Raw genomic sequence first — 26,291 nt, 5'->3', positions numbered from 1 at the left:
AACCATGCGTAAGCACATAACCCTCTTCTGCTCGTCGAGCGCGCCGGTCGACGTCTTGGCGTTCCTGGTGCCCACCGCGTATGCCTTCGCCTTGCTGCTGCTCGCCATTCGAGATGGCGATCGAACGGCAGTTTGGGTCGGTATTGGGTTAGTCGCCGGTTGCTTCGGCATCATGGCTGCAGCTTGCTGGCTGTCCATATCCGAGAAACTGTCACATGCTGCGGAGCTTGATGCGGACCTTTCTACGGCCGAACTCACGCAACTCTACCGTCTCACGCAACGGCATCCGCAGGTGGCCGACCTGACCACTGGGTGGCTTCACGCGAGCGGAAGGATCTCGCGCCGCAACCTTCGCGAGGCTGAGCAAGTGGCAGAAGAAGTGAGCCGGCGGCACGCACTCGCCGCCCTGAGCGCTCCCGGAAAGACGAGAACGCCGTCCGCGCACCGCAGCGCGCGCTGGCCCTGGGTATAGGCGAGGTTGCTGACCGCGGGGGGGCGTTGTCATTGCTTCTGCACCAAAGAGATTCCGTTGCGCTTGATCCCGTAGGGATCTCGGCGCTGATGGCAGGATGCCAGGGGGGTGACGTTGTGACAGCGCGATCGACACCAACGTGAACAGGAGACGACGATGAAGTGGATGCAAACGACAATTCCGACGGCTGGTGCAATGGAGGTAGCCAGCGCGAGTGTTGCGCTGGCTACCTCCGAGAAGCCGGCCGCCGAAAGCTCGATCGAAGCACTGGCGACGACCGTCGCGCTGCGCGTATTCAATCGGTGCAGCGGACACGGGAACGACGTGCTCGCGGCAATACCCCAGGACCGCGCGCGGCCCAGAGACGGGGCAGCGAACCCGCAGAACAACCCGGCGTCTCAGCGCCCCGCACGGCCGGCTGCCGACACGAAAGGGTCTTAACAATGTTCGGTATTGGCGTAGGTCCAGCCCTAATCCTGGCCGTCGTGCTAGCGGAGACCGTCTTCGGAATCCCGTTGACTGCAGCGGCCCCGGCAGCAGCAGTGATCATGTGCGTCGCAGCTTACGGCGTCTCCCGCGACACAAGACTGCTCTCTCTCGGGTTCGCAGTGGTGACCTTCGCTACCGCACGGCTATTGATCAACTTCGGAACCTCGTCCCTAGAAGGGCAAGGGCAGCAGCCTCCTGAATGGCTACAAGCCGTCGCAAGCGCCTTGACCTCCAACGGCTTGGTTATCACCGTGTCGGCCATTGCATTCATCCTCGCAATGCTAATGGGCATGTACGGGCCGGTGCGACACGCGAGGAAGGAGGTAGATGAACTGCTAGGGGAAGGCAAGGATCGTTAGCCTCCATCAACGGCTATGAAAAGAATCATCACCATATTACGCTGCATGTTCTCCGGGCACCCCATGCCGGGCGGCATTCACGATGCTTGCCGCCCCGATCCGGCAGGCTCAACCGCTAATCGGCCTGCCCTAGTTCGACACGTCCTGTCCGCGGTGTGGTGTCAGGCTCCGGCTGCATTTCATCCCTGGCACGCGAGGCTTGAACAAACTGGCCCACACCGCTGCCGTAACCACTACGAATCCGCCAAAGTGCTGTCCCACTGCTCTGCAAAAATCTTTGGGAAATCGTCCGTGAAGCGGGCCTGAGTTTCATAGGAAGAGCACCAGGCGCTTACGCGCCGAGTACCGGCCGGATTCCGGCAGAAGCGAAGGAACAAGAAATGAACAAGAAATGAACAAGCTAGTTGGCCTTATCCTCCTTGCGATGTCCAGCGCAGCGAGCGCCGCAACAGCGTCGGAAGCGGTCGTTGTCTCGCCGTCGTCGTTTGATGCAAGCAAGACCTACTTGGTGGTGAAGGACAAGGACGGCAATACGATAGTGATGGACTTCTCGGATGCAAAGGATTGTGCTCGCTTTGCGATCCCTACCAAGGGACAGTGCATCGACGGCACGGTGGCGAAGGAGCGCTTTGGCAGGAAGAAACAATAGATAACGGAAAAGCGGAGCTGGCGCGCGATGCACCGGAATGGGCCGAAGAAGGGGCAGAAATGAAACGTAAGACTTGGAAGCACACCGTTCGCGGCGCACACATGCGATTAAGACTCCAGGCCGAGCGCATCAAAACGTGGCGAGGACTGTGGATGACACCGGCGTACGCGTTCTTCCGTCGCCGCGTGCTGCGCAAGGAAGATGCTTGGAGTGTCGCCCAGCCAAAACTGGACGCGCTGATGATGCGTCGTGATCGCATTGCACGCCGCTACGGACTGTGACAACCGCTAGCACCGTGACGACTCAAGCTACCGCCAAGCCAAAGCCAGGATAGATCCAATGAGAATCGGAGTTGAGGTAACTCCCGCAGAGTTGCAGGAGATGGGGGCGGATAGCGCCGACGAGCTAAAGCTGATGCTGATCGAGCAGATCGACGAAGGTGTTGTTGGCGACGATGGCGAGGCCGGGGCCGACTGGTTGTCGGGCTACACCGTGGATGTGTTCGTTCAGTAGCGAGCCTACTTCGGAAAGGAACAGGCAGCTGGAAGTCTGGTCGCGCCAGGATCTCTTTGCACAATAGGCATGCGGTACTCACAATCGTCAGTAGGTGGAATGGCATGAAGAAGACACTCGTCGTAGCAGCTTCGTTGAGCGCGTGCTTGTCGGCGCATGCAACGGTTAGCGCGTCCACCGAGGGGGGAACGTCCTACGTCCACCTCGGCAAGCTCTCAACCGTCGAATGCAAGGCGCTGGTTAGCTCGCCTGTGGTCGCCGGGATAAAAGTCGCAGTAGATGGCCGCATCATGTCGGCAGATGACGTGATGTGTCGAGAAGGGGCGAAGATCGATCTGGTGTCGGACATGCCGGTGGTTAAGATATCACCGACAGGCGTAACTTCCTGGCCGCTCGCCAAGTCCAAATGCGTGGCAATGGCAGTCAAGCTTCTGGCGAAGGGCCCAATCCGCGTCAATGGTGCCGCCGTCACTCAGGTCGATCAGGTCGAACCGGCCTGCTCGAAGTCGAGCAATTCAGTCACTGCGCCAATAGGACATCTCGAGAGTGAGGGGAGGAAGAGGTGATCGATGACGAAATGGAAGACGCTGTCTGAAGGGACCGCACGCTGATTCGAAAGGCGGCGCTCGCAGTCGGGTACGAAGTCGCCCGGCTTGCCGACAACGGAAAGCGCGGACGCCGTAGGCGTCCTTGCCACGGGTGAAACGACGGGTACGATCTCTCTATGCAGCGACTCCAAGCCTTCAAGTTCGAACTGATGCCGACCGGCGAACAGCAACGCAACTTGCGCCGCTTCGCCGGATCGTGCCGCTTCGTTTATAACAAGGCGCTGGCGTTGCAGAAGGCGCGATACGAACAAGGCGAGAAGAAGCACGGCTACGCCGGCCTGTGCAAGCTGCTCACCGAGTGGCGCAACAGCACGGACACGGCATGGCTATCCGATGCGCCGGTTCATCCGCTGCAACAGACGCTCAAGGATTTGGAGCGGGCTTATGGGAACTTCTTTGCCAAGCGGGCCAGCTTCCCCCGCTTCAAGAAGAAAGGTCAGAGCGACAGCTTTCGCTACCCCGACCCGAAGCAGATCAAGCTAGAGCAGGGCAACAGCAGAATCTTTCTGCCCAAACTGGGATGGCTGCGCTACCGCAGCAGCCGGCATGTGCTGGGCGATTTGCGCAACGCCACGGTATCCGTGAGCGCCGGGAAGTGGTTTGTCGCGATCCAAACGCAGCGCGAGGTCGAAACGCCGGTGCCGCAGGCCACCGGCGCGGTTGGCATCGATGTCGGCGTGGCCCGCTTCGCAACGATGAGTGACGGCACATTCCTGGCCCCGCTCAACAGTTTTAAGCGACACGAGGCGCAGCTGGGCAGAGCGCAGCGGTCCATGAGCCGCAAGGTGAAGTTCTCGAGCAACTGGAAGAAGGCGAAGGCCAGAATCCAGCGCATCCATATTCAGATCGGCAACGCCCGACGCGACTACCTGCACAAAGCCACGAGCGCTATCAGCAACAACCACGCGATGGTGTGTATCGAAGACTTGCAGGTGAGGAATATGTCGAGGTCGGCGGCGGGCAATGTCGAGGCGCCGGGAAAAAACGTTCGGGCCAAGTCCGGCCTGAACAGGGCCATCCTGGACCAGGGCTGGTTCGAGTTCCGACGGCAACTCGACTACAAACTGACCTGGTCGGGCGGGACGCTCATCGCCGTGCCGCCGCACGACACGAGCCGGACGTGTCCGGTGTGTGGTTGTGTGAGCGCCGAGAACCGGCCTAGTCAGGCCGTATTCCGGTGCATCGAGTGTGGGCACGAAGACAACGCCGATGTGGTCGGTGCGATCAATATCTTGGCGCGGGGACACCGCGTTGCAGCCTGTGGAGAGGACGTCAGTCTTGGCGCAAGCCAAGCAGCCTCGACGAAGCAGGAACCCACCGAAGCGACGATGCATGAGGTAACTCATGTCTAGCGCCGTAGGAATCCTCTGCCTTCCCGCCTTGAGGCGGCGACCGACGGTCGAGGCAGGGGAGGATGTCAAACGGTGGCTGGTCGAGCAAGGCATGATTCCAGTCCATGTGGCGCCGGACGATTTTCGCCGCTTCATGTCGCACCGATTGCGCGAAATCGAGTGCAGCTTTGTTGGGTCGAACTAATTGAAGGGAAAGGCCATGCAATTCCTAAACAGGCAGTGGATCGAGGAAGCCGAAAGGGCGATCCGTGAGCTCGATCCAACAGCAGCGACGGTCGTAGCGGCCACTCGTAGTTTCGCCGTGTTGGGGCTCGGCAGTGTGCTTACCGCACGTCTGGCTGATGGCACCGAGTGGCAGATAGCCGGGCAAGCGGTGCGGCAGCTATCTGCTGACGAAATCGCGGAGCGTTTGCGACTCCATGAGTCGTTTCTGTGAGGCACCAGAAAGACAGCATCCGCTGTCGTGCTCCGCACCGGCCGGCTGCCGAAGGAGGCTAGATCACCATGTTGACGGTCCAGCGTGAAGCGCTGTTGCAACGCCAGGGCGCAGACGATGCGCGTGCAGGCATCGCCTCCCGAACGGCGGAATTCCTGACATTGGGGGAGCAGCTATCCTACAAACGAGGCTACGATAACCCCGGGGCCGCGGAACTCTCGCGAGCTATCGCCCTGTGGCTTACCAAGCTGACGGTGCACGCGACGATCTGGATAGCGTTCATCGCGATCCTTTGGCAAACGCTGTCGCAGCAGTTCGCCCCGCTCTATCGTACCGGCCAATCGGTCAGCGCCAATCTAACGACCTTCGGCTTGGCGACCATCCTTCTGGTCACGTGCTCCGGCCTTTGGGCTCTCGCTGCGCACGTGACTGAGTGGATTGTCGACTACGGCGTCCGCCGGACCGCACAACGAAGACTCGCAGCGCCGACTGATGGAAACTATGAACAACACCAATAAGCCAATTCGGCTGAAGGACGCTACCCTTGCCGATCTCGGGCAAGTCCCGCTGGGGCAGTGGCTATGCCTGTCGGATCGACTCCTGATGCTCTGGCTGGCCTCGCTGGCGATTGGTGCTGCATCTGGCTCGGGCCTCTTGGGGTTGGGAACCTTCTGCGCCCTGCGCTACATCGGCCAGAGAATAGACCAGGCCGTAGAGTCGCGGGAGAGATACGATGCGTGAACACATCATGTCCGCCCCTAACTGGCGCAAGTTTGACGCTGGCGAAGAGTGGTTTGCAGGGAGGGTGCTTTGGGTCTGGGCCCCCTCCTGGAACGATCCTCAACTGGCCGTTGCAGATAGCGGAGACGACTTCGATTGGTTTTACCGAGATGGTCGAAAACTCGAAGACGCTAGAGCAGAGTTCCCTACGCACTGCTGCGACCCAGTGCCCCCGGCGCCGCCTGCAGTCTGAGAACACAGCAGGCACCGATCGAGCAGTTCGCAGAAATCGAACGTCTAACGACGCGCTGCCATGCCTGTCGCGTGGGCGGTCGGACCGCAAAGCCCGATAGCCCTCAACTTCTAGTGCGGAGAGCTAGCAGTTCAAAGGAAAGCAATAATGATAACGTGCGAAAAGCCAGAACATTATAAGAGTCAAAATGGATGGATCGAATATAATGATGTTGACGTCTGCAACGTAAAGCCTGTCATCGTTATCCTTGACCCCAGGCGAGTTTATTCGCAACTCCGTCAATTCGAGCCGGATCTCGCCCGTGTAGAACGAGCAATCAAGAAGATCCAATCCGGCCATCTCGAATTACCTGATGTTCGATGCGACCCGTCCGATGAACCATTTTTTAACCAAGGACAACATCGTACTTTCGCACTGTATATTCTAGGCTTTTCATCTTACCCGGTCGTAACCACCGACATTGATGCACCTACGCTCCTAGCGAGGTTCGGCGCGACAGTCGCTGACGCGCGCCTGCATTTCGATTGGAGTGGAATCCCGGAATACCCTGTGATGGGTATGGAAGACCGTACTGCACGGTCCGCCTCCGGAATCTCGCGTACACGCGCGTGAGTTCTTAAGCGCTTGGAGCAAGCAATGAAAACCAGTTTCAGTCTGCTCGCTATTGCACTCACGTTCGCCGGCTATCTGTTCGGCTGCGACCACGGCGGCATCCCGCTCACGAACGCTATGAGATGCCTGCGCGAGCCCCCTGCGATCGCCGCTGTCTTCTGGCTTGCTGCAATAACAATGGTCCTCCTATCTGTTATTGCGGCTGCGGAAATCAAACGGGATCCCTGAGTCTTTCGGATAGATTGCATACTGTTCTTGTTGCAGTCGCGACACTTTCCCTTACCATCGATTAGAATAGTGTTGGCAGCACGCAGGCGAATTCAATGACCTTACGAGTGCGCGTGACTCGGCGGCCGCCACGCACCGCAGCCCAATCTGAAAGGCGACAGTATGCGAGAGCAACTCTGGACCGTTGTCCGATTTCCGAATGGCTCGTGGAGCTACGGCGGCAAGCCGACCGATCCCGACTATGCGCTGTGCGAGACATGGCAGGTACCCGCGTTCAATGCAAAGGATGCCGTCAAGAAAGCCCAGTCAATACGCAGCCGAGCGCGGAGGAAGCTCGCCGCCATGCAAGCGCAGGACTAATTAGGCTCACTCACCAAGACGCGGGACGGTAAGACCTGATATGGGCGATCGTGATGACTCAAATGGATGGGTACCGGAAGGCTCCCACGGGTGGAAACACACTTCCGGCTTAACGCTCGCACACTATGTGGTGGGAGGCAGAGACGTCTTCGTGATCTGGCGCAATGGCCTGCTGGTCGAGCGATTCGAGAAGCTCGAAGCGGCTATGGCGTTTCCTAACAAAGGCCATTGATCAAGTGATGGGGAGGCCCTTCGGGTCGTACGCTTCGGCTGGACGACTCCTCCCCCTATGAATCTCGACCGGCGGACCACGCTGTTCGGTCTGTCACCTGCAACCTGTTTCTCAACCAACTGCATTGGACACCTATGCCAACGTACAAGGAACTGCTCGCACAGCGCGACGAGCTCGATACCCAGATCGAAGCGCTACGACGCGAGGAGGTCGCTGAGGTAATCGAAAAAATTCGGCAGGTGATGGCTGAGTATGGTCTGACCGCCGACGACCTGGTGCAGCGCAAGCGTGGCCGCCCGGCAGGTAGCTCTGCAGCGAAGACGCCGGCGCCGGCGAAGTACCGCGACCCGAAGACCGGCGCCACCTGGTCCGGTCGCGGCCGCGCCCCGGCGTGGCTGGGCAAGAACCGCGCGCGCTTCCTGATTCCGGAAGGCGAATGAGCACGACCGCGCGACGCGTGTGGACGGGGTTGTCCGCGTTCGCTTCGATCGAGGTGGTCGGGCTGGCGCTGCTTGCCCCGGGGTATCCTGAGCCGGGCAAGCTCTACGCTATCGGGTGCCTGAGCGCTGGGTTCGCCCTGGCCTCCGGCTTCCTCGCGTACTATCCCGCGTCGCGCGCATTCAACACGCAGGTATGCCGCTATGCCTTCGCCGCCAGCGCAGGCCTTGCCGCCTATGCTGTCGCCGCGTGGGCGCTGTGGGCGGCCGGCGTCCCGATCGACATCGGCACCGTTCGCGACGGGCAAATGGCCCGGCATTTTTGGCTGGGCCCCGCGGTTCTCGCCTGGGCCGTGGTCGCGTGGGTCATCTATCGGAAGTCTGCTGGACCCGGCTGAACACGGCAATATCGCTACTTCTTCGACGGCGCGGCGTGGCGCCTCCCCTTGGCTGCCGTCGCCCCCTCCTGCTGCTCTGCGGCGTTGCTGGCCGGCGCCTCTCCTCTTGCTTGCAGCTCAGCCCGAGTCTCCGCAAGCTCGCGGAGAACGCCCACATGCTCACGATGAGCGTCCTGTAGCCGTTGGCTGGCCTGCTCTTCCCGCCCCTTCACTGCTTGCAACTCCGCGTCGATCCGCTGGCGTTCTCGTACCTCGCCTTCCAGGCGCGCGCTGGCCACCGCGGCGCCCTGCTCTGCTGCAACGCGAGCGGCACGCTCGAGCTCGAGCGCCTCGCGTACCGCGTGCAGATCTGCCTCTAGGCGAGGCATCGCCTCCAATCGCAGTTGGGTCTTGGCCAGCTCCGTACGTGCGATCTCTGCCGCTAGCCGTTCCTGTTCGACCTCGCCGCGCGCTAGGCCTAGGTCCACCTCCAACTGCTCCGCTCGGCCGGCGACTGCCTCACGCTCCCGGACGGCGACGTCCAGGTCCTGTTCCAGTCGCTCGATCGTCGCACCCAGTCGTTCACTCTCGAGGGCGAGATCCGCGCTGATCTGCTGCTGTTCGGCCAGGTCGCTGGCCAGCGCGGCCTTGCCCTCTGCCACTGCCTGACCAACATAGTCGGCAAGCGCCACCTGGAACGCCGCCGGCAGCGTTACGGGCGCCTCGACCACCTGAACCTGCTGACGCTTCCATCCATCAAGCATCCGCATGACCGTTGCCTGGCTGCCAACGTTCCCGAGCCGCTCGCGGACCGCGCGCACCGTTGGCTTGGCACCGGCGGCGCGCAGCGCCTCGGCCGCGGCATTTACCTGCTCCTGCGTGATCGAGGCTTCGCGAGCCATGCTTGCTCCTTAGTGTCTAAACACGTTACGTAATGTTATGTTATGAATGGTATGTTATCAAGCCGGATCGACCTGGATTCCAACGAACACGGCTATCCTGAACCGGCTTCTATGTCGGAACGTCGAGCCCCGGGGTCGCGGTGCCACGGCATCTGGCCGGGCTCGCCGGCTGCGCGCCGGCCCGAGAAGTCGGGGCGACGGCCAATACCTCAACGCGCACTCACATTGGCTGCTTGCTCCGGAGTCGATACGGTGGCACCGGAGCCCGGCCGGCGTGCTGGACCCCGGCGGGGAACAACGGGGATTGGTCTTTTCGTTAGTCGATGCGCAGCAACTCAAGCACGTTCACCAGCGCAACCGACACTGCGTCTGATTCGAGAATCGCCGCGACGATGGGCAGAAATGCTAGCTGCGCCTCGTTCGAAACCCGGATAGCGTCCGGCAGCGGATCCGGTGAGCTATCGGGACTGTCGCGTGAGCACCTGCTCATTGAGCTTTATTCGCGTAATCTATAGGTCCCAACGATAAACTTTGGCAGCTATGCGTCCACTTTCACGAGGTCCGGGTCCCAGCGAGTTTTCACTACGCGTCATGTGTCCGACGGGACAACAATTCTCGTTCTCCGGCGCCGCTTCAGGAGAATTCCTGGTTAGCGGTGTCAAGTGTGCCGCGACATACTTGAACACTAGCCTTCTAATAACTGCCACCGGGTTCTTGAGTGAAAGTGAGGCCAGGTCTTTTTTTCAGAAGCTCCAGCGCGCAGTCGCATCCGTGTCGCTTGTAGAGCGCATCGACGCTTCATTTCCGATCGAGGTTCGGGCACCAGACAGGAAAGCGAATTTCTCTTTTATGCCGAATGACAGACGATGTGTCGAGCACGGATGGCCGGACACGTCAATCCAACCTTGGCTAATTGACAACCGTGGCGCCTGGGTATATCCAGAACACGAATACGTGGCCATCGAAGATTCGAATACTTTTATCCCAAACTTCACTTATCCATTTACATCTTTCTTGGATAAGATTTCCGCCACCGGACAAGAAAATCGTTCGGCTCCGAATGATGAAGTTCTGCTATTAGCCATTTCATGCTACACCCACGCGGTTCGTTCAACGCAGTGGGTGTGGGGATTTCTTCTCGCAGTCATGACGCTGGAAATGCTAGCAACACAAACTCCCACGAGCGACTCGACACGTGCGGCAGCACAGAGGTTGGCTGAATTCGCTAAGCTTGAATATGAAAACGTTGCGTCTGTCAATCTCGCTAGAATTAAAGCCTGCGTCAACGAAGCGAAGCGCATATCGAAAAAAACCGCACTGAAGGAACTAGTTAGGGGTCGTCTCAGAAAACGGAAAATAAAGCACGCTAAGGCATAGCCGAACCTGCCAAGCTTGCTCCACCCTGTAGTGACGCGATCAGCGGGCAGGAAACGTTCCCCCTTCGCGCATGGCAGGCGCACACCAACTCAGACAGCACGGCCTCCATGCGCGCCAGGTCAGCCATTTTCTCGCGCACGTCCTTGAGCTTGTGCTCGGCCAGACTGCTGGCTTCCTCGCAATGGGTGCCATCCTCCAGCCGCAGCAGCTCGGCGATCTCATCCAGGCTGAAGCCCAGCCGCTGGGCTGATTTCACGAAGCGCACCCGCGTTACATCCGCCTCGCCATAGCGGCGGATGCTGCCATAGGGCTTGTCAGGCTCCAGCAACAAGCCCTTGCGCTGATAGAAACGGATGGTCTCCACATTGACCCCGGCCGCCTTGGCGAAAACGCCAATGGTCAGGTTCTCCAAATTGTTTTCCATATCGCTTGACTCCGTACATGAGTACGGAAGTAAGGTTACGCTATCCAATTTCAATTCGAAAGGACAAGCGCATGTCTGAACCAAAAACCGGGCGCGGCGCGCTCTTCACTGGAGGGCTTGCCGCCATCCTCGCCTCGGCTTGCTGCCTCGGGCCGTTGGTTCTGATCGCCTTGGGGTTCAGCGGCGCTTGGATCGGCAACTTGGCGGTGTTGGATCCCTATCGCCCCATCTTTATCGGCGTGGCGCTGGTGGCGTTGTTCTTCGCCTGGCGGCGCATCTACCGGCAGGCAGCGGCCTGCAAACCGGGTGAGGTCTGCGCGATTCCCCAAGTGCGAGCTACTTACAAGCTCATTTTCTGGATCGTGGCCGCGCTGGTTCTGGTCGCGCTCGGATTTCCCTACGTCATGCCATTTTTCTACTGATCGGAGTTCACCATGAAGAAACTGTTTGCCTCCCTCGCCCTCGCCGCCGTTGTTGCCCCCGTCTGGGCCGCCACCCAGACCGTCACGCTGTCCGTACCGGGCATGACCTGCTCCGCCTGCCCGATCACTGTCAAGAAGGCGATTTCCAAGGTCGAAGGCGTCAGCAAAGTTGACGTGACTTTCGAGACACGCCAAGCGGTCGTCACCTTCGACGATGCCAAGACCAGCGTGCAGAAGCTGACCAAGGCAACCGCAGACGCGGGCTATCCGTCCAGCGTCAAGCAGTGAGTCACTGAAAACGGCACCGCAGCACAACGGACGTCATTGTCTGGCGCCACAAACGATAAAGGATCTGTTGCATGACCCATCTAAAAATCACCGGCATGACTTGCGACTCGTGCGCGGCGCACGTCAAGGAAGCGCTGGAAAAAGTGCCAGGCGTGCAGTCGGCGCTGGTGTCCTATCCGAAGGGCACAGCGCAACTCGCCATCGTGCCGGGCACATCGCCGGACGCGCTGACTGCCGCCGTGGCCGGACTGGGCTACAAGGCAACGCTAGCCGATGCGCCACTGGCGGACAACCGCGTCGGACTGCTCGACAAGGTGCGGGGATGGATGGCCGCCGCCGAAAAGCACAGTGGCAACGAGCCCCCGGTGCAGGTAGCGGTCATTGGCAGCGGTGGAGCCGCGATGGCGGCGGCGCTGAAGGCCGTCGAGCAAGGCGCGCAGGTCACGCTGATCGAGCGCGGCACCATCGGCGGCACCTGCGTCAATGTCGGCTGTGTGCCGTCCAAGATCATGATCCGCGCCGCCCACATCGCCCATCTGCGCCGGGAAAGCCCGTTCGATGGCGGTATTGCGGCAACTGTGCCTACGATTGACCGCAGTAAGCTGCTGGCCCAGCAGCAGGCCCGCGTCGACGAACTGCGGCACGCCAAGTACGAAGGCATCCTGGGCGGTAATCCGGCCATCACCGTTGTGCACGGTGAGGCGCGCTTCAAGGACGACCAGAGCCTTACCGTCCGTTTGAACGAGGGTGGCGAGCGCGTCGTGATGTTCGACCGCTGCCTGGTCGCCACGGGTGCCAGCCCGGCGGTCCCGCCGATTCCGGGCTTGAAAGAGTCACCCTACTGGACTTCCACCGAGGCCCTGGCGAGCGACACCATTCCCGAACGCCTTGCCGTAATCGGCTCGTCGGTGGTGGCGCTGGAGCTGGCGCAAGCCTTTGCCCGGCTGGGCAGCAAGGTCACGGTCCTGGCGCGCAATACCTTGTTCTTCCGTGAAGACCCGGCCATCGGCGAGGCGGTGACAGCCGCTTTCCGTGCCGAGGGCATCGAGGTGCTGGAGCACACGCAAGCCAGCCAGGTCGCCCATATGGACGGTGAATTCGTGCTGACCACCACGCACGGTGAATTGCGCGCCGACAAACTGCTGGTTGCCACCGGTCGGACACCGAACACGCGCAGCCTCGCGCTGGACGCAGCGGGGGTCACTGTCAATGCGCAAGGTGCCATCGTCATCGACCAAGGCATGCGCACGAGCAACCCGAACATCTACGCGGCCGGCGACTGCACCGACCAGCCGCAGTTCGTCTATGTGGCGGCAGCGGCCGGCACCCGTGCCGCGATCAACATGACCGGCGGCGATGCGGCGCTCGACCTGACCGCAATGCCGGCCGTGGTGTTCACCGATCCGCAAGTGGCGACCGTGGGCTACAGCGAGGCGGAAGCCCACCACGACGGGATCGAGACCGACAGCCGCACCTTGACCTTGGACAACGTGCCGCGTGCGCTCGCCAACTTCGACACACGCGGCTTCATCAAGTTGGTTATCGAGGAAGGCAGCCATCGGCTGATCGGCGTACAAGCGGTCGCGCCGGAAGCGGGTGAACTGATCCAGACGGCGGCTCTGGCCATTCGCAACCGCATGACGGTGCAGGAACTGGCCGACCAGTTGTTCCCCTACCTGACGATGGTCGAGGGGTTGAAGCTCGCGGCGCAGACCTTCAACAAGGATGTGAAGCAGCTTTCCTGCTGCGCCGGGTGAGAAAAAGGAGGTGTTCAATGAACGCCTACACGGTGTCCCGGCTGGCTCTTGATGCCGGGGTGAGCGTGCATATCGTGCGCGACTACCTGCTGCGCGGATTGCTGCGCCCGGTGGCGTGCACACCAGGCGGCTACGGCTTGTTCGATGACGCCGCCTTGCAACGGCTGTGCTTCGTGCGGGCGGCCTTCGAGGCGGGCATCGGCCTCGACGCGCTGGCGCGGCTGTGCCGGGCGCTGGATGCGGCGGACGGCGACGAAGCGGCCGCGCAGCTTGCCCTGCTGCGTCAGTTCGTCGAGCGTCGGCGCGAAGCGTTGGCCGATCTGGAAGTGCAGTTGGCCACCCTGCCGACCGAGCCGGCACAGCACGCGGAGAGTCTGCCATGAACAACCCCGAGCGCTTGCCGTCCGAGACGCACAAACCGATCACCGGCTACCTGTGGGGCGGACTGGCTGTGCTGACTTGCCCCTGCCACCTGCCCATCCTCGCTGTCGTGCTGGCCGGCACAACCGCCGGTGCTTTCCTCGGCGAGCATTGGGTCATCGCGGCGCTCGGTTTGACCGGCCTGTTCCTTCTGTCCCTGTCGCGGGCGTTGCGGGCATTCAGGGAAAGAGAATGAGCGCTTTCCGGCCGGATGGATGGACGACGCCGGAACTGGCCCAAGCGGTCGAGCGCGGGCAGCTTGAACTGCACTACCAGCCCGTCGTCGATCTGCGCAGTGGTGGGATTGTCGGCGCGGAAGCCCTGTTGCGCTGGCGTCATCCGACGCTTGGACTATTGCCACCGGGCCAGTTCCTGCCCGTGGTCGAATCGTCCGGCCTGATGCCTGAAATCGGCGCTTGGGTGCTGGGCGAAGCCTGCCGCCAGATGCGTGACTGGCGAATGCTGGCATGGCGACCGTTCCGGCTGGCCGTCAATGTTTCGGCGAGCCAAGTGGGACCGGACTTCGACGGGTGGGTAAAGGGCGTGCTGGCTGATGCCGAGTTGCCCGCCGAGTATCTCGAAATCGAGCTGACCGAATCGGTCGCGTTTGGTGATCCGGCGATCTTCCCCGCCCTGGACGCCTTGCGGCAGATCGGTGTGCGCTTCGCCGCCGATGACTTCGGGACGGGGTATTCCTGTCTGCAACATCTGAAGTGCTGCCCAATCAGCACGCTCAAGATCGACCAATCGTTTGTCGCCGGGCTCGCCAACGACCGCCGCGACCAAACCATCGTGCACACCGTGATTCAGCTTGCGCACGGGCTGGGCATGGATGTGGTGGCTGAAGGCGTGGAAACATCGGCGAGTCTTGATCTATTGCGACAAGCGGACTGCGACACAGGACAAGGCTTCCTGTTCGCGAAGCCAATGCCGGCGGCGGCATTCGCCGTCTTCGTCAGTCAATGGAGGGGTGCCACCATGAATGCAAGTGACTCGACCACCACCAGTTGCTGCGTGTGCTGCAAGGAAATCCCGCTCGATGCCGCCTTCACCCCGGAAGGCGCGGAATACGTCGAGCACTTCTGCGGGTTGGAGTGTTATCAACGCTTCGAAGCGCAAGCGCATCGGTTACGTCCGCGTCAGCAGCTTCGACCAGAACCCAGAACGGCAGCTCGAACAGATCCAGGTGGATAAAGTGTTCACCGACAAGGCGTCGGGCAAGGACACACGGCGGCCCGAACTGGAACGGCTGCTCGCCTTCGTGCGCGAAGGCGACACGGTCGTGGTGCACAGCATGGATCGTCTGGCGCGCAACCTCGACGACCTGCGCCGCCTGGTGCAGGGCCTCACCCAGCGCGGCGTACGCATCGAGTTCCTTAAGGAGCATTTGACCTTCACCGGCGAGGACTCGCCGATGGCGAACCTGATGCTGTCGGTAATGGGCGCGTTCGCCGAGTTCGAACGCGCCTTGATCCGCGAGCGGCAGCGCGAGGGCATCGCGCTCGCCAAGCAGCGCGGGGCCTACCGTGGCAGGAAGAAATCCCTGTCGTCTGAGCGTATTGCCGAACTGCGCCAACGTGTCGAGGCTGGCGAGCAAAAGACCAAGCTGGCTCGTGAATTCGGAATCAGTCGCGAAACCCTGTATCAATACTTGAGAACGGATCAGTAAATATGCCACGTCGTTCAATCCTGTCCGCCGCCGAGCGCGAAAGCCTGCTGGCGTTGCCGGACACCAAGGATGAGTTGATCCGTCACTACACGTTCAGCGAAACCGACCTCTCCATCATCCGGCAGCGGCGCGGCCCGGCCAACCGGCTGGGCTTCGCCGTGCAGCTCTGTTACCTGCGCTTTCCTGGTGTCATCCTGGGCGTCGATGAGCCGCCGTTTCCGCCCTTGTTGAAACTGGTCGCCGACCAGCTCAAGGTCAGCGTCGAAAGCTGGGACGAATACGGGCAGCGGGAGCAGACCCGGCGCGAGCACCTGGTCGAACTGCAAACGGTGTTCGGCTTCCAGCCCTTTACCATGGGCCACTACCGGCAGGCCGTCCAGTTGCTGACCGAGATGGCCTTGCAGACCGACAAGGGCATCGTGCTGGCCAGCACCTTGATCGAGCACCTGCGGCAGCAGTCGGTCATTCTGCCTGCCCTCAACGCCGTCGAGCGGGCGAGCGCCGAAGCAATCACCCGCGCCAACCGGCGCATCTACGATGCCTTGGCCGAACCGCTGTCGGACGCGCATCGCCGCCGCCTCGACGATCTGCTCAAGCGTCGGGACAACGGCAAAACGACCTGGCTGGCCTGGCTGCGCCAATCGCCCGTCAAACCGAATTCGCGGCACATGCTGGAACACATCGAACGCCTCAAAGCGTGGCAGGCGCTCGACCTGCCTTCTGGCATCGAGCGGTCGGTGCACCAGAACCGCCTGCTCAAGATCGCCCGTGAGGGTGGCCAGATGACGCCCGCCGACCTGGCCAAGTTCGAGGCGCAGCGACGCTATGCCACCCTGGTGGCGCTTGCCATCGAGGGCATGGCCACCGTCACCGACGAAATCATCGACCTGCACGACCGCATCCTGGGCAAGCTGTTCAACGCCGCCAAGAACAAGCATCAGCAGCAATTCCAGGCGTCCGGCAAGGCGATCAACGCCAAGGTGCGGCTGTTCGGCCGCATCGGCCAGGCGCTGATCGAGGCCAAGCAGGCGGGCCGCGATCCGTTCGCCGCCATCGAGGCCGTCATGTCCTGGGATGCCTTCGCCGAGAGCGTCACCGAAGCGCAGAAGCTTGCGCAGCCCGAGGACTTCGATTTCCTGCACCGCATCGGCGAAAGCTACGCCACGCTGCGCCGCTACGCGCCGGAATTCCTTGCCGTGCTCAAGCTGCGGGCCGCTCCCGCCGCGAAGGACGTGCTCGACGCCATCGAGGTGCTGCGCGGCATGAACAGCGACAACGCCCGCAAGGTGCCCGCCGACGCGCCGACCGAGTTCATCAAGCCGCGCTGGCAGAAGCTGGTCATGACCGACACCGGCATCGACCGGCGCTACTACGAACTGTGCGCGCTGTCGGAGATGAAGAACGCGTTGCGTTCCGGCGACATCTGGGTGCAGGGGTCGCGCCAGTTCAAGGACTTCGAGGACTACCTGGTGCCGCCCGCGAAATTCGCCAGCCTCAAGCAGGCCAGCGAATTGCCGCTGGCCGTGGCCACCGACTGCAACCGGTACCTGAACGACCGGCTGACGCTGCTGGAAACACAGCTTGCCACCGTCAACCGTATGGCGACGGCCAACGAGCTGCCGGACGCCATCATCACCGAGTCAGGCTTGAAGATCACGCCGCTCGACGCGGCGGTACCCGACACCGCCCAAGCGCTGATCGACCAGACGGCAATGATCCTGCCGCACGTCAAGATCACCGAACTGCTGCTGGAGGTGGACGAATGGACGGGCTTCACTCGGCATTTCGCGCATCTGAAATCGGGCGACCCGGCCAAAGACAAGAACCTGTTGCTGACCACGATCCTCGCCGACGCGATCAACCTGGGCCTGACCAAGATGGCGGAGTCTTGCCCCGGCACGACCTACGCCAAGCTGGCTTGGCTGCAAGCCTGGCACATCCGCGACGAAACCTACGGGGCGGCGCTGGCCGATCTGGTCAACGCACAGTTCCGCCATCCCTTCGCCGAGCACTGGGGCGACGGCACCACCTCATCGTCGGACGGCCAGAACTTCCGCACCGGCAGCAAGGCCGAGAGCACCGGCCACATCAACCCGAAATACGGGAGCAGCCCAGGGCGGACGTTCTACACCCACATTTCTGACCAGTACGCGCCATTTCACACCAAGGTCGTGAACGTCGGCGTGCGCGATTCGACCTACGTGCTCGACGGCCTGCTGTACCACGAGTCCGACTTGCGGATCGAGGAGCATTACACCGACACGGCGGGCTTCACCGATCACGTCTTCGCCCTGATGCACCTCCTGGGCTTCCGCTTCGCGCCGCGCATCCGCGACCTGGGCGACACCAAGCTCTACATCCCGAAGGGCGACGCCGCCTATGACGCGCTGAAACCCATGATCGGCGGCACGCTCAACATCAAGCACGTCCGCGCCCATTGGGACGAAATCCTGCGGCTGGCCACCTCGATCAAGCAGGGCACGGTGACGGCCTCCCTGATGCTCCGAAAGCTCGGCAGCTACCCACGCCAGAACGGCCTGGCCGTGGCGCTCCGCGAGCTGGGCCGCATCGAGCGCACGCTGTTCATCCTGGACTGGCTGCAAAGCGTGGAACTGCGCCGCCGCGTGCATGCCGGCCTGAACAAGGGCGAGGCGCGCAATGCGCTGGCCAGGGCAGTGTTTTTCAACCGCCTGGGTGAAATCCGCGACCGCAGTTTCGAGCAGCAGCGCTACCGGGCTAGCGGCCTCAATCTGGTAACGGCTGCCGTCGTGTTGTGGAACACGGTCTATCTGGAACGGGCTGCGCACGCGCTGCGTGGCAACGGCCATGCCGTTGATGACGCGCTGTTGCAGTACCTGTCGCCGCTCGGTTGGGAGCACATCAACCTCACCGGCGATTACCTCTGGCGCAGCAGCGCCAAGATCGGCGCGGGCAAGTTCAGGCCGCTACGACCGCTGCAACCGGCTTAGCGTGCTTTATTTTCCGTTTTCTGAGGCGACCCCATCTATGCGCTGCACGAATTCTCCGAGGCCGGCGCATTGCCGTTTGTCGATAATCGATACTGGCATGACATGACAGAACCGTACGGTCCCAACGGGATCTACGGTGCCTGGCTGAGCTACAGCCTGGTGCTTGCGCCGTTGGCCTTCCTTGGCTTTGCGTGGCTGTCAGGCCGAAGAGGTTCGGGGCCGCCCGAAAAAGTCTGAGCCGTGCGAGGTGCGGATAGCGCGAAGGCTGCCCGCTGCAGGCTGCGTCGACTGGTAGACGAAATCGCGGAGGGGCCACCGGACGCAGCCCGGTGGGCACGTGCGGGACGAAAGAAATCGCGGCAACCTGCCGGGCGTGAAGCGCGGAGAGGCGATCATGTGGATCGTGGTCATCAGCGGCCATGATCGCTGCCCGACCCTTGGCCTGCCACTTGCGGCGTGTCACGCTGAGCGACAAAGATCAGCGCAATGGTGACCGCGCAAAAAGCCGCACCTGCATAGAACGTGAAGGCTGCTCCGAGCCGGTCCCAAAGCAAGCCGGCCAACGCGCTGGCAATGAGAAGCGCCAGCCCGCTCGCCAGATTAAAGAAGCCGAACGCCGTGCCTCGCAGATCTTCGGGCGCGGTGTCGGCTACCATGGTGGCAAGCAGTCCCTGGGTCATGCCCATATGCAGCCCCCATAGCGCCACGCCGGCCAGCATTACCGCCCAGTACGCGCCTATCGCCAGCACGAGGTCGGCGAGAATAAGGGCCACCAGACCCCATGCCAACAGCGTGGTATGAGGCAGACTATCGGACAGCTTGCCAAAGGGATAGGCCGACAGGGAATACACCACGTTCATCGCGACCAGCACGAGGGGCGCCAAGTACAGAGGCAAACCGACCTGTTGGGCGCGCAGCACCAGAAACGCCTCGCTGAACCGAGCCAGCATGAACAGCGCCCCAATCGCGACCACTTGCCAGTACGATCGTCCAAGACGAACAAGGTTTGCCCACTTGATGGGGTTGGTTCGCTTGGCGTCGACATGGGTGTGGGGCTCTCGCACCCCGAGCATCAGCAGCAAGACTGAGAGGATGCCTGGGATGACTGCCACCCAGAAGACGGCCCTGAAATTATTCGCCCACAGATACATCAGGCCGATAGCACTCAGCGGCCCGAGAAAGGCTCCCACGGTGTCCAGCGATTGTCTTAGGCCGAAGGCGGCGCCCCGGAGGTGCGGCGGTGCGATGTCCGCGACCAGCGCATCGCGAGGGGCGCCGCGAATGCCCTTGCCGATTCGGTCCGTGAGACGCGCCGCCAGTACGGTTCCCACGCCGGGCGCCAGTGCGAAGAATGGCTTGGACACCGCGCCAAGCGCATAGCCCAGTACCGCGAGCCATTTGCGCTTGCCGAGGTAGTCGCTGAACGCCCCCGAGAAGACCTTTACCATCAGGGCGGTCGCCTCGGCGAAGCCTTCAATGAGTCCAACGTCGAAGGCGCTGGCGCCAAGCGCCGTCACCATAAAGATGGGGAGCAGGCTATGTATGATCTCCGACGAAAGATCCATCAGCAGGCTGACAAAGCCCAACATCCAGATCGCAGGCGGGATCTGGCATAACGTGGTGCGATGGGATGCGGTCACGGCGATTTCTATGAGGCAAGGTTGACGCCGGGACGATGCTTGAGCCCATGCAAGACGCACGGGAGCCGCACGGTTAAATCGGGCGCTCGAATGAATTCACCCAGTTTAGGGGCACCTCGCGCTCGCTTGCTATCGGGGAGGCGCCAGAATTGGCGAGATGTTACGCCGGTGAGGCGCTCCACGGCCCACGGCAGGCAAGCCGAGCCGAGGAGACGGTTCTCCCCAGCGCGGAGCCGCATTGGCGGCGTTACACCTGGGTAGATGGCCGGTGCGACCGCAAATTGTAGACGACGCTTGCGGCGATAATGAGCAGAATCAGGACTTGCGCTACGACGGTCTGGACGGACGGATAAATGCCCAGGACGTCGATACGAGGCATGGAGATCGGCGTAACTTGTAGGAAGCCGACTTTCTGAAGCGCAGCTATGCCTTTACCAATCAGAACGACCGCCAACACGCCGACCAATGCTGAGCTGAAGGCAAAGAACTGACCAATCGGCAGGCGCGCCGTGGAGCGCAGGAGCACGATGGCGATCGCGGCCAGGATGGCGATACCCGACGCAAGTCCTGCGAGCAAAAATACACCGTTGCCCTCTGTCCACAGGGCAGCGTAAAAGAGGACTGTTTCAAACACTTCTCGATAGACGGTCACGAACGACAGCAGGAACAGCATCAGCGCTGATTTCTTGTTCAATGCCGAGGACAGCTTCGCCTTCACATAGGCCTGCCAGCGACCCGCAAGACTCTTCTGGTGCATCCACATGCCCACGCCAAGCAACACGATTGCGGCAAACACTGCGGAAAAACCTTCCGTCATCTCGCGACTGGCGCCACTCAGGTCGACGACATAGGTGGCTACCGCCCAGGTCAGCCCACCGGCCGCCAGCGCAGTAACCCAGCCTGCATGCACGTAGGGCAGGACATCGGTGCGATCCGCTTTCTTCAGGAACGCCATCATCGCGACGACCACCAACAGGGCTTCAAGCCCTTCTCGTAGCAGGATTGTCAGGGCGCCGAGGAAGGTCGATATGGCGTCATTGGTGCCGCCCAGCGCCTCCTGTGCGTCGTCAAGCTGCGATTGCAACTTCTGCGCAATTTCATGGGCGCGTTCCACCTGGCCCGCTGTCACAGCATTGCGATAGAGCCCCATCGTCTTCTCGATATCCTGGAACAGCGCCTGGTTCTTGGCAGCCAGCGCCGGCTCGACGGGCTCGAAGCCGTCGAGATAGGCAGACAACGCCAGCCGCGAAGCCAACTGCCTGTCGCCCTTGTCCAGGGTGGCCAAGCTTTCCTTCAGCTTGTCTCTGGCGATCATCAGGCTGTCGGTGCTTGACGCGGTGACCGAGCCCGGCGTGCTCCTGAGGTACGCGGTCAGTTGGCGAGCGGCATCCGCCCCGACGGTCTTGGCGAGCGCAGCCTCGGAGGTCTGGCTTAACAAGGCCAGCGTGGGCACGGCTGCGTGGAGAGCCGGTTGAGAGGTCCACAGCTTGGCGCCGGCCTGGCGGTCGGCATCCGAATACGAAAGGGTCGAGGCAAAATAGGCGAGCGCCCAGCGTTCCTCGTCCGAGAGTTGAGCAAATGCCGGCATCGACGTCCCTTCTACCCCGCGCGTGATGATTTGCTGTAGGGCAAAGACGCTGCGCTCCTGGGCGCGCTCGTGATCAGCCAGGGCGATCGGTGGCGGGCTCAGCTTTGCAGCTAGTGGGCCGTCCGCGTGCCCGGAAACGCCGTGGCACGAAGCACATTGGCTTTGATACAGCTTTGCCCCTTGTTGCAGATCGGGCAGCTTGCCGGGGGCCATCGGGACCGGATAGGCTGCGAGGAGTCCGCCGGCCAGTTTGCGAGCTTGCTCGCCGACTGATTCGGGCGGGGCCTTTTCTGCAATGGATGCGCGCAACGCCGCCGCTTCCTTGGCCAACTCTGGCGCGGCTGGCGTCGGCGGCAACTCGGTTAGCTGCCGTTCAGCGGCCTGCGCGAACTCCTGCATCTCGGCATACTCGGCTTCGTTGGCGACGTGGCCATCCTTGACGGACCGGCCATAGTCGACAGCAAGGTAGTCCAGTACTTGCCAGATTTGCTTGGCCTTGTCTTGCGTGGCGAGAGGATCTGCCTGTGCGGTCGAGACCGTCACGAACAGAGAGAGCAGAACAATCGAAAGGAGACGCAGGGCTTGCATGGGAGGCCTTACCGGCAGAACAGCGATTTCGCGTACAAATGCGAATGATTGTAATTCTATTTGCCGGCACGATGCCACTATCCAAATGCAGGAGACGAAGTACGGCGCCAGGGATGCCCACCTAGTCGCTTGGATGGGCGGTGGTCCCCCGCGTATCACACACGCAGTCCGACAGTCCCTGCAGAATCCCGCACGATTGGGCGGGCCTGGCACCAGAACAGGCTTCGCGCAGTTCCACCAAATGGTGCTTCAGTTCGAGCAAAGCTCCGATCCGAGATTCGACCTGACGGATGTGCTCATCCAAGAGCATATTGACTTCACCGCAATCCTGGTCGGGCCGCTTCCGGTAACTCAATAAGGTCCGTACGTCGCTCAACGGCATATCCAGAGACCGGCAGTGACGAATGAACTGCAAGCGCTCCACGTGCTCCTCGCCATACAGGCGAAAATTCCCCCGGCTGCGGCCCGGCGGCGGCAACAGCCCTTCTTGTTCGTAGAAGCGAATGGTCACCACCGGGCATGCGGTGCGCTTGGCAAGCTCGCCGATCTGGATATTCATGGCGTCGGATGGGAGATGTCTTGACTCTATAGTAACTAGAGGGTGTTAAATCGGCAACGCGAGATGAATACACACAAGGGGTTGCCATGAGCGAATGTGGCTCGAAGGGATGTGGCTGCGCTTCCGTTGCGACGCGCAACCCAGAACCGAGCACGGTTGGCGCGGGGCTGAAGCAGGCGCGCTACCGAATCGAAAACATGGACTGTCCGACCGAAGAGGCGCTGATTCGCGACAAGCTCGCGAAACTGCCCGGCGTGGGAGGACTTGAGTTCAATTTGATGCAGCGAACGCTAGCCGTTAGCCACCAGATGGCGTCACCGGGCCCTATCGAGGAGGCGCTATCGGCCATCGGGATGCGGGCGGTTCGCATGGACGAAGCAACGCCCCTGCAAAATACGGTACTGGCCATCCACCAGATGGATTGCCCGACCGAGGAGGCGCTGATTCGCAGCAAGCTTGCCGGCATACCTGGCGTCGCCAGCCTCGAGTTCAATCTGGTGCAGCGGACGCTGCACGTCTGGCATGCGGCTGACACGCTATCCCACGTGCTTACAGCCCTGAAATCACTCGGCTTCGACGCCGAAGTGCGCAGCGCCGGTGCCCCCGCAGCGGCCGAGGCACCGGGGCCCGCGCGCACGAACTGGTGGCCGCTTGCGGTGTCAGGGGTGGCCGCGACGCTGGCGGAGGTCGTGTACTGGCTCCATGGTGGCAACCATTGGGGCGTGGTCGCGCTGGCGCTGGCGGCCATCTTCACTGGTGGCCTCACCACCTATAAGAGGGGCTGGATCGCGCTCAGGAATCGCAACCTGAACATGAATGCGCTGATGTCCATTGCGGTCACTGGCGCCATGCTGATTGGTCATTGGCCCGAGGCGGCGATGGTGATGGTGCTTTTTGCGCTGGCCGAAGTCATCGAGGCCAAGTCGCTGGATCGCGCCCGCAACGCCATTCGCGGCCTGATGGATCTCGCACCGGATACCGCACTGATTCAGCAAGCTGACGGCAGTTGGGCCGAGGTGGATGCCAAGGCCGTCGCAGTTGGTAGCCGGATTCGAGTCAAACCTGGTGAACGCATCGCCCTCGACGGTCAGGTCATTGAGGGGCGCTCCACCGTCAACCAGGCACCGATTACCGGCGAGAGCCTGCCGGTCGAAAAGATCGAGGGCGATCCTGTGTTCGCTGGCACGATCAACGAGTCCGGCTCATTCGAATTCCGCGTCACGGCGGCAGCCAACGCGTCAACATTGGCGCGCATCATTCACGCCGTCGAAGCGGCCCAGGGAAGCCGCGCACCGACGCAGCGCTTCGTCGACCAGTTTGCCCGCCTCTACACACCCGTCGTATTCGCCGTGGCCTTGGCGGTGGCGGTTCTACCCCCGTTGGTGTTCGGTGGACCGTGGCTGGACTGGATCTACAAGGCCCTGGTCCTGCTGGTGATCGCCTGCCCCTGCGCTCTGGTGATTTCCACGCCGGTGAGCATTGTCAGCGGCCTGGCCGCGGCCGCGCGGCATGGCATCCTCATCAAAGGCGGCGTCTATCTGGAAGAGGGGCGCAAGCTGAAGTGGTTGGCCTTGGACAAGACTGGCACCATCACGCACGGCAAGCCCGCCCTGACCGATTTCGTGGTGTGGGGCGACGCCAATCCGGCCACATCCAGGCTGCTGGCTGCGAGCCTGGCTGCCCGCTCGGATCACCCAGTGTCCCTGGCGGTGGCGCGCGCCGCCGAAGGTGAAGGATTGATACCTTGCGACGTCGCCGATTTCGCGGCATTGCCTGGCCGTGGGGTGCGTGGCAGCGTCGATGACCACTCCTACCATCTGGGCAACCACCGGCTGGTCGAGGAACTGGGCGTCTGTTCGCCAGAACTCGAATCGCGGCTCGCTGCGCTTGAGGCCGAAGGCAAGACCGTTGTAATGCTGGTCGGACCAGAGGGGGTGCAGGCGTTGTTCGCAGTGGCCGACACAGTGAAGGAGAATAGCCGTCAAGCCATTGCCGATTTGCACACCTTGGGTGTCAAAACGATGATGCTGACGGGCGACAATCCGCATACCGCCACGGCAATTGCTGGCCAGGTCGGCATTGACCGCAGTCGGGGCAATCTGCTGCCCGAAGACAAGCTGCGGGAAGTCGAACAACTGTCAACGGACGGGAAGACTGGCATGGTGGGCGACGGCATTAACGATGCGCCGGCGTTGGCGCGAGCGGACATTGGCTTTGCGATGGGCGCGGCAGGAACCGACACGGCGATCGAAACTGCCGACGTGGCGTTGATGGACGACGATCTGCGCAAGCTGCCGACGTTCGTGCGGCTGTCCCGTGCCACCGCCAGCGTCCTGAAGCAGAACATCGCTCTGGCGCTCGGCATCAAGGCGGTGTTCCTGGTGCTCACCTTCACTGGCCAGGCCACGATGTGGATGGCCGTGTTCGCCGACATGGGCGCCAGCCTGCTGGTGGTCGGCAATGGATTGAGGCTGTTGCGTCGATGAGCTGGAAGGCCATTTTTTACGACTGGGGCGGCTTGAACGGTGCACTCTTTCAGCTTATCAACGCGGCCACGCCGGCGTTCCTGATGCCGCTTGCCTGGCTCTTCAGCAATGTCCTGGGCAACTACTGGACAGCGCCCGTGGTCGTGCTTGGGCTGTGGGCATGGTCAAGTTCAACGGCAGAGGCTAGGCGCACCATGGCGATTCGCTGTCAGCTTCTTCAATTTGTAGTCGGCTTCGGGATCGCATTTGCAATCGCCTCATGCTTGAAGCTCGGGCTCGATTTCCCGCGCCCGGCGGCAGTGTTTGGCCAGTTGGATCATGTGCTCGGCACGGTGGAGGAGCGCTACAGCCTACCGAGCGGCCACTCCACGTACGCCGCACTGGTTGCCGGGGCGTTGTGGCCGCTGCTGGGCATTCGCCGGAGACTGGCTTTGATTGTCTATGTCGTGCTGGTCGGCTGGTCGCGCATTGCTGCAGGCATGCACTTCCCCGCCGATGTGCTGGCCGGCTGGGGGATCGCCACCGTTAGCCTGATGCTCGCTGGCTTCCTGGTGAGGATGCTGCCGGGCGCAATCAGGACAATGGCGACGCGTGCAAGCGGTGCCTGGTACGCCTTGGCAGCCGCGGTGCTACTAGGCGATCAACTTGCAAAGACCGTCATCTCACAGCTCTTTGGGTATGGCGAGCAAGTCGGCATTACCCCATTTTTCAATCTTGTGCATGTCAGGAACAACGGTGCGGCGTTTAGCCTGCTGGCGGGCGCTGGCGTCTGGGCGCGTGTCGGTTTTGCCGCGCTTGCGATGTGCATTTCGCTGTGGCTAATTGACCAGCTTCGCAGGGGCGCGCCGAGATGGGAGGCGGCTGGCTATTGCTTGATCTTGGGTGGTGCGTTGGGTAACGCTGCAGATCGCCTCTTGCGGGGAGCTGTGGTGGATTTCCTCGATTTCCACTGGCGAGGGACACATTGGCCTGCATTCAACCTGGCCGACGTGGCGATCACGGTCGGTGCGGTCTGCTTGATCGTGGCTACGCGGCGTCGCGGCGGGCAAATCCGAGCAAATTCCACGGCGTAGCCACTACTATTCCTTGCAATGGAGGATCGCGC

The 26,291-nt window shown here is 61.8% G+C and carries 29 protein-coding genes; 24 read left to right on the top strand and 5 right to left on the bottom strand.

Annotated elements, in window-relative coordinates; all coding sequences use genetic code 11:
* Window positions 1-4: 4 nt before the first annotated feature.
* From BKK79_RS36545 to BKK79_RS36490, 13 genes are all read left to right on the top strand, one after another.
* Window positions 5-472, top strand: a complete 468-nt coding sequence (locus BKK79_RS36545) for a hypothetical protein (RefSeq protein ID WP_071040595.1) — start codon at window positions 5-7, stop codon at window positions 470-472.
* Window positions 473-1,711: 1,239 nt separating this feature from the next.
* Window positions 1,712-1,969: a hypothetical protein gene (locus BKK79_RS36530; protein WP_071040592.1), complete on the top strand. Its 258-nt coding sequence runs from the start codon at window positions 1,712-1,714 to the stop codon at window positions 1,967-1,969.
* A 59-nt stretch (window positions 1,970-2,028) separates the two neighbouring features.
* Window positions 2,029-2,250, top strand: coding sequence for a hypothetical protein (locus BKK79_RS40905; RefSeq protein WP_157128670.1), 222 nt, complete (start codon window positions 2,029-2,031; stop codon window positions 2,248-2,250).
* Window positions 2,251-2,308: 58 nt separating this feature from the next.
* Window positions 2,309-2,482 carry a hypothetical protein gene (locus BKK79_RS41355; RefSeq protein ID WP_198173438.1) on the top strand — a complete coding sequence of 58 codons (174 nt, stop codon included), beginning with the start codon at window positions 2,309-2,311 and terminating at the stop codon, window positions 2,480-2,482.
* 104 nt (window positions 2,483-2,586) lie between these two features.
* Window positions 2,587-3,048, top strand: a complete 462-nt coding sequence (locus BKK79_RS40900; RefSeq protein ID WP_157128669.1) for a hypothetical protein — start codon at window positions 2,587-2,589, stop codon at window positions 3,046-3,048.
* Window positions 3,049-3,206: 158 nt separating this feature from the next.
* On the top strand, window positions 3,207-4,442 hold the full coding sequence (locus BKK79_RS36525; protein WP_071040591.1) for an RNA-guided endonuclease InsQ/TnpB family protein: 1,236 nt from the start codon (window positions 3,207-3,209) through the stop codon (window positions 4,440-4,442).
* Between the two features lie 199 nt (window positions 4,443-4,641).
* Window positions 4,642-4,878 (top strand): hypothetical protein, encoded by a 237-nt coding sequence (locus tag BKK79_RS36515; RefSeq protein ID WP_071040589.1) that lies wholly within the window; start codon window positions 4,642-4,644, stop codon window positions 4,876-4,878.
* A gap of 68 nt (window positions 4,879-4,946) precedes the next feature.
* Complete coding sequence (locus BKK79_RS36510; RefSeq protein WP_071040588.1) at window positions 4,947-5,396, top strand: hypothetical protein; 450 nt, start codon at window positions 4,947-4,949, stop codon at window positions 5,394-5,396.
* Entirely contained in the window at window positions 5,380-5,619 is a 240-nt protein-coding gene (locus BKK79_RS36505; protein WP_071040587.1) for a hypothetical protein, read from the top strand. Before BKK79_RS36510 ends, BKK79_RS36505 begins: the two co-directional genes overlap by 17 nt.
* A gap of 868 nt (window positions 5,620-6,487) precedes the next feature.
* A complete protein-coding gene (locus BKK79_RS36500; RefSeq protein WP_071040586.1) occupies window positions 6,488-6,691 on the top strand; it encodes a hypothetical protein in 204 nt (67 codons plus the stop codon).
* Between the two features lie 162 nt (window positions 6,692-6,853).
* Window positions 6,854-7,051 carry a hypothetical protein gene (locus BKK79_RS39785; protein WP_084085738.1) on the top strand — a complete coding sequence of 66 codons (198 nt, stop codon included), beginning with the start codon at window positions 6,854-6,856 and terminating at the stop codon, window positions 7,049-7,051.
* A gap of 366 nt (window positions 7,052-7,417) precedes the next feature.
* Window positions 7,418-7,723: an H-NS histone family protein gene (locus BKK79_RS36495; protein ID WP_071040585.1), complete on the top strand. Its 306-nt coding sequence runs from the start codon at window positions 7,418-7,420 to the stop codon at window positions 7,721-7,723.
* Window positions 7,720-8,118: a hypothetical protein gene (locus tag BKK79_RS36490; RefSeq protein ID WP_071040584.1), complete on the top strand. Its 399-nt coding sequence runs from the start codon at window positions 7,720-7,722 to the stop codon at window positions 8,116-8,118. The genes BKK79_RS36495 and BKK79_RS36490 overlap by 4 nt, the downstream gene beginning before the upstream one ends.
* A gap of 14 nt (window positions 8,119-8,132) precedes the next feature.
* On the opposite strand, the gene BKK79_RS36485 is transcribed toward BKK79_RS36490, so the two are convergent.
* Entirely contained in the window at window positions 8,133-8,999 is an 867-nt protein-coding gene (locus tag BKK79_RS36485) for a DNA-binding protein (protein ID WP_071040583.1), read from the bottom strand.
* A 954-nt stretch (window positions 9,000-9,953) separates the two neighbouring features.
* Between BKK79_RS36485 and BKK79_RS40895 the strand changes: the two genes are divergently transcribed.
* Window positions 9,954-10,376 (top strand): hypothetical protein, encoded by a 423-nt coding sequence (locus BKK79_RS40895; RefSeq protein WP_157128668.1) that lies wholly within the window; start codon window positions 9,954-9,956, stop codon window positions 10,374-10,376.
* Here the strand turns inward: BKK79_RS40895 and BKK79_RS36480 are convergent.
* Window positions 10,366-10,800 carry a mercury resistance transcriptional regulator MerR gene (locus BKK79_RS36480; protein WP_003131969.1) on the bottom strand — a complete coding sequence of 145 codons (435 nt, stop codon included), beginning with the start codon at window positions 10,798-10,800 and terminating at the stop codon, window positions 10,366-10,368. The two genes, BKK79_RS40895 and BKK79_RS36480, sit on opposite strands and share 11 nt — an antisense overlap.
* A gap of 71 nt (window positions 10,801-10,871) precedes the next feature.
* On the opposite strand from BKK79_RS36480, the gene merT reads away from it, so the two are divergent.
* From merT to BKK79_RS36440, 8 genes are all read left to right on the top strand, one after another.
* Window positions 10,872-11,222, top strand: a complete 351-nt coding sequence (merT, locus tag BKK79_RS36475; RefSeq protein WP_006224622.1) for a mercuric ion transporter MerT — start codon at window positions 10,872-10,874, stop codon at window positions 11,220-11,222.
* A 12-nt stretch (window positions 11,223-11,234) separates the two neighbouring features.
* Complete coding sequence (merP, locus tag BKK79_RS36470; RefSeq protein ID WP_003131987.1) at window positions 11,235-11,510, top strand: mercury resistance system periplasmic binding protein MerP; 276 nt, start codon at window positions 11,235-11,237, stop codon at window positions 11,508-11,510.
* 71 nt (window positions 11,511-11,581) lie between these two features.
* Window positions 11,582-13,267, top strand: a complete 1,686-nt coding sequence (merA, locus tag BKK79_RS36465) for a mercury(II) reductase (RefSeq protein WP_003156770.1) — start codon at window positions 11,582-11,584, stop codon at window positions 13,265-13,267.
* A 17-nt stretch (window positions 13,268-13,284) separates the two neighbouring features.
* On the top strand, window positions 13,285-13,650 hold the full coding sequence (gene merD / locus BKK79_RS36460; protein WP_000995360.1) for a mercury resistance co-regulator MerD: 366 nt from the start codon (window positions 13,285-13,287) through the stop codon (window positions 13,648-13,650).
* Entirely contained in the window at window positions 13,647-13,883 is a 237-nt protein-coding gene (merE, locus tag BKK79_RS36455) for a broad-spectrum mercury transporter MerE (protein ID WP_003132004.1), read from the top strand. The genes merD and merE overlap by 4 nt, the downstream gene beginning before the upstream one ends.
* On the top strand, window positions 13,880-14,881 hold the full coding sequence (locus tag BKK79_RS36450; RefSeq protein WP_008652068.1) for a DUF3330 domain-containing protein: 1,002 nt from the start codon (window positions 13,880-13,882) through the stop codon (window positions 14,879-14,881). Before merE ends, BKK79_RS36450 begins: the two co-directional genes overlap by 4 nt.
* Window positions 14,787-15,356 (top strand): recombinase family protein, encoded by a 570-nt coding sequence (locus BKK79_RS36445; protein ID WP_027982055.1) that lies wholly within the window; start codon window positions 14,787-14,789, stop codon window positions 15,354-15,356. Before BKK79_RS36450 ends, BKK79_RS36445 begins: the two co-directional genes overlap by 95 nt.
* A gap of 2 nt (window positions 15,357-15,358) precedes the next feature.
* Window positions 15,359-18,325 carry a Tn3 family transposase gene (locus tag BKK79_RS36440; protein ID WP_001138070.1) on the top strand — a complete coding sequence of 989 codons (2,967 nt, stop codon included), beginning with the start codon at window positions 15,359-15,361 and terminating at the stop codon, window positions 18,323-18,325.
* 410 nt (window positions 18,326-18,735) lie between these two features.
* Here BKK79_RS36440 and BKK79_RS36435 read toward each other — a convergent pair whose 3' ends face one another.
* The 3 genes from BKK79_RS36435 to cadR form a co-directional block, all read right to left on the bottom strand.
* Window positions 18,736-19,914 carry an MFS transporter gene (locus BKK79_RS36435; RefSeq protein ID WP_035832055.1) on the bottom strand — a complete coding sequence of 393 codons (1,179 nt, stop codon included), beginning with the start codon at window positions 19,912-19,914 and terminating at the stop codon, window positions 18,736-18,738.
* 298 nt (window positions 19,915-20,212) lie between these two features.
* Entirely contained in the window at window positions 20,213-22,141 is a 1,929-nt protein-coding gene (locus BKK79_RS36430) for an FTR1 family protein (RefSeq protein WP_008645747.1), read from the bottom strand.
* 121 nt (window positions 22,142-22,262) lie between these two features.
* A complete protein-coding gene (gene cadR / locus BKK79_RS36425) occupies window positions 22,263-22,700 on the bottom strand; it encodes a Cd(II)/Pb(II)-responsive transcriptional regulator (protein ID WP_008645748.1) in 438 nt (145 codons plus the stop codon).
* 86 nt (window positions 22,701-22,786) lie between these two features.
* Between cadR and BKK79_RS36420 the strand changes: the two genes are divergently transcribed.
* Both BKK79_RS36420 and lspA read left to right on the top strand, forming a co-directional pair.
* Window positions 22,787-25,186 carry a heavy metal translocating P-type ATPase gene (locus tag BKK79_RS36420; RefSeq protein WP_011229367.1) on the top strand — a complete coding sequence of 800 codons (2,400 nt, stop codon included), beginning with the start codon at window positions 22,787-22,789 and terminating at the stop codon, window positions 25,184-25,186.
* Complete coding sequence (lspA, locus tag BKK79_RS36415; RefSeq protein WP_011229366.1) at window positions 25,183-26,259, top strand: signal peptidase II; 1,077 nt, start codon at window positions 25,183-25,185, stop codon at window positions 26,257-26,259. The genes BKK79_RS36420 and lspA overlap by 4 nt, the downstream gene beginning before the upstream one ends.
* Window positions 26,260-26,291: the final 32 nt, after the last annotated feature.

Source organism: Cupriavidus sp. USMAA2-4 (assembly GCF_001854305.1).
Classification (GTDB): domain Bacteria; phylum Pseudomonadota; class Gammaproteobacteria; order Burkholderiales; family Burkholderiaceae; genus Cupriavidus; species Cupriavidus malaysiensis.
Note: the sequence above shows the minus strand (reverse complement) of the source record. Positions and strands in the feature narration are given on the sequence as shown.

Bases quoted from the DNA above. Each gene is read 5' to 3' on its own strand.
- cadR (WP_008645748.1), bottom strand. From the start codon at position 22,700: ATGAATATCCAGATCGGCGAGCTTGCCAAGCGCACCGCATGCCCGGTG.
- BKK79_RS36505 (WP_071040587.1), top strand. From the start codon at position 5,380: ATGAACAACACCAATAAGCCAATTCGGCTGAAGGACGCTACCCTTGCC.
- lspA (WP_011229366.1), top strand. From the start codon at position 25,183: ATGAGCTGGAAGGCCATTTTTTACGACTGGGGCGGCTTGAACGGTGCA.
- BKK79_RS36545 (WP_071040595.1), top strand. From the start codon at position 5: ATGCGTAAGCACATAACCCTCTTCTGCTCGTCGAGCGCGCCGGTCGAC.
- BKK79_RS36510 (WP_071040588.1), top strand. From the start codon at position 4,947: ATGTTGACGGTCCAGCGTGAAGCGCTGTTGCAACGCCAGGGCGCAGAC.
- merE (WP_003132004.1), top strand. From the start codon at position 13,647: ATGAACAACCCCGAGCGCTTGCCGTCCGAGACGCACAAACCGATCACC.
- BKK79_RS39785 (WP_084085738.1), top strand. From the start codon at position 6,854: ATGCGAGAGCAACTCTGGACCGTTGTCCGATTTCCGAATGGCTCGTGG.
- BKK79_RS40900 (WP_157128669.1), top strand. From the start codon at position 2,587: ATGAAGAAGACACTCGTCGTAGCAGCTTCGTTGAGCGCGTGCTTGTCG.
- merD (WP_000995360.1), top strand. From the start codon at position 13,285: ATGAACGCCTACACGGTGTCCCGGCTGGCTCTTGATGCCGGGGTGAGC.
- BKK79_RS36450 (WP_008652068.1), top strand. From the start codon at position 13,880: ATGAGCGCTTTCCGGCCGGATGGATGGACGACGCCGGAACTGGCCCAA.
- BKK79_RS36500 (WP_071040586.1), top strand. From the start codon at position 6,488: ATGAAAACCAGTTTCAGTCTGCTCGCTATTGCACTCACGTTCGCCGGC.
- BKK79_RS36490 (WP_071040584.1), top strand. From the start codon at position 7,720: ATGAGCACGACCGCGCGACGCGTGTGGACGGGGTTGTCCGCGTTCGCT.
- merT (WP_006224622.1), top strand. From the start codon at position 10,872: ATGTCTGAACCAAAAACCGGGCGCGGCGCGCTCTTCACTGGAGGGCTT.
- BKK79_RS41355 (WP_198173438.1), top strand. From the start codon at position 2,309: ATGAGAATCGGAGTTGAGGTAACTCCCGCAGAGTTGCAGGAGATGGGG.
- BKK79_RS36420 (WP_011229367.1), top strand. From the start codon at position 22,787: ATGAGCGAATGTGGCTCGAAGGGATGTGGCTGCGCTTCCGTTGCGACG.
- BKK79_RS40905 (WP_157128670.1), top strand. From the start codon at position 2,029: ATGAAACGTAAGACTTGGAAGCACACCGTTCGCGGCGCACACATGCGA.
- merA (WP_003156770.1), top strand. From the start codon at position 11,582: ATGACCCATCTAAAAATCACCGGCATGACTTGCGACTCGTGCGCGGCG.
- BKK79_RS36430 (WP_008645747.1), bottom strand. From the start codon at position 22,141: ATGCAAGCCCTGCGTCTCCTTTCGATTGTTCTGCTCTCTCTGTTCGTG.
- BKK79_RS36495 (WP_071040585.1), top strand. From the start codon at position 7,418: ATGCCAACGTACAAGGAACTGCTCGCACAGCGCGACGAGCTCGATACC.
- BKK79_RS36525 (WP_071040591.1), top strand. From the start codon at position 3,207: ATGCAGCGACTCCAAGCCTTCAAGTTCGAACTGATGCCGACCGGCGAA.
- merP (WP_003131987.1), top strand. From the start codon at position 11,235: ATGAAGAAACTGTTTGCCTCCCTCGCCCTCGCCGCCGTTGTTGCCCCC.
- BKK79_RS36530 (WP_071040592.1), top strand. From the start codon at position 1,712: ATGAACAAGCTAGTTGGCCTTATCCTCCTTGCGATGTCCAGCGCAGCG.
- BKK79_RS36435 (WP_035832055.1), bottom strand. From the start codon at position 19,914: ATGTTGGGCTTTGTCAGCCTGCTGATGGATCTTTCGTCGGAGATCATA.
- BKK79_RS36440 (WP_001138070.1), top strand. From the start codon at position 15,359: ATGCCACGTCGTTCAATCCTGTCCGCCGCCGAGCGCGAAAGCCTGCTG.
- BKK79_RS36485 (WP_071040583.1), bottom strand. From the start codon at position 8,999: ATGGCTCGCGAAGCCTCGATCACGCAGGAGCAGGTAAATGCCGCGGCC.
- BKK79_RS36480 (WP_003131969.1), bottom strand. From the start codon at position 10,800: ATGGAAAACAATTTGGAGAACCTGACCATTGGCGTTTTCGCCAAGGCG.
- BKK79_RS36515 (WP_071040589.1), top strand. From the start codon at position 4,642: ATGCAATTCCTAAACAGGCAGTGGATCGAGGAAGCCGAAAGGGCGATC.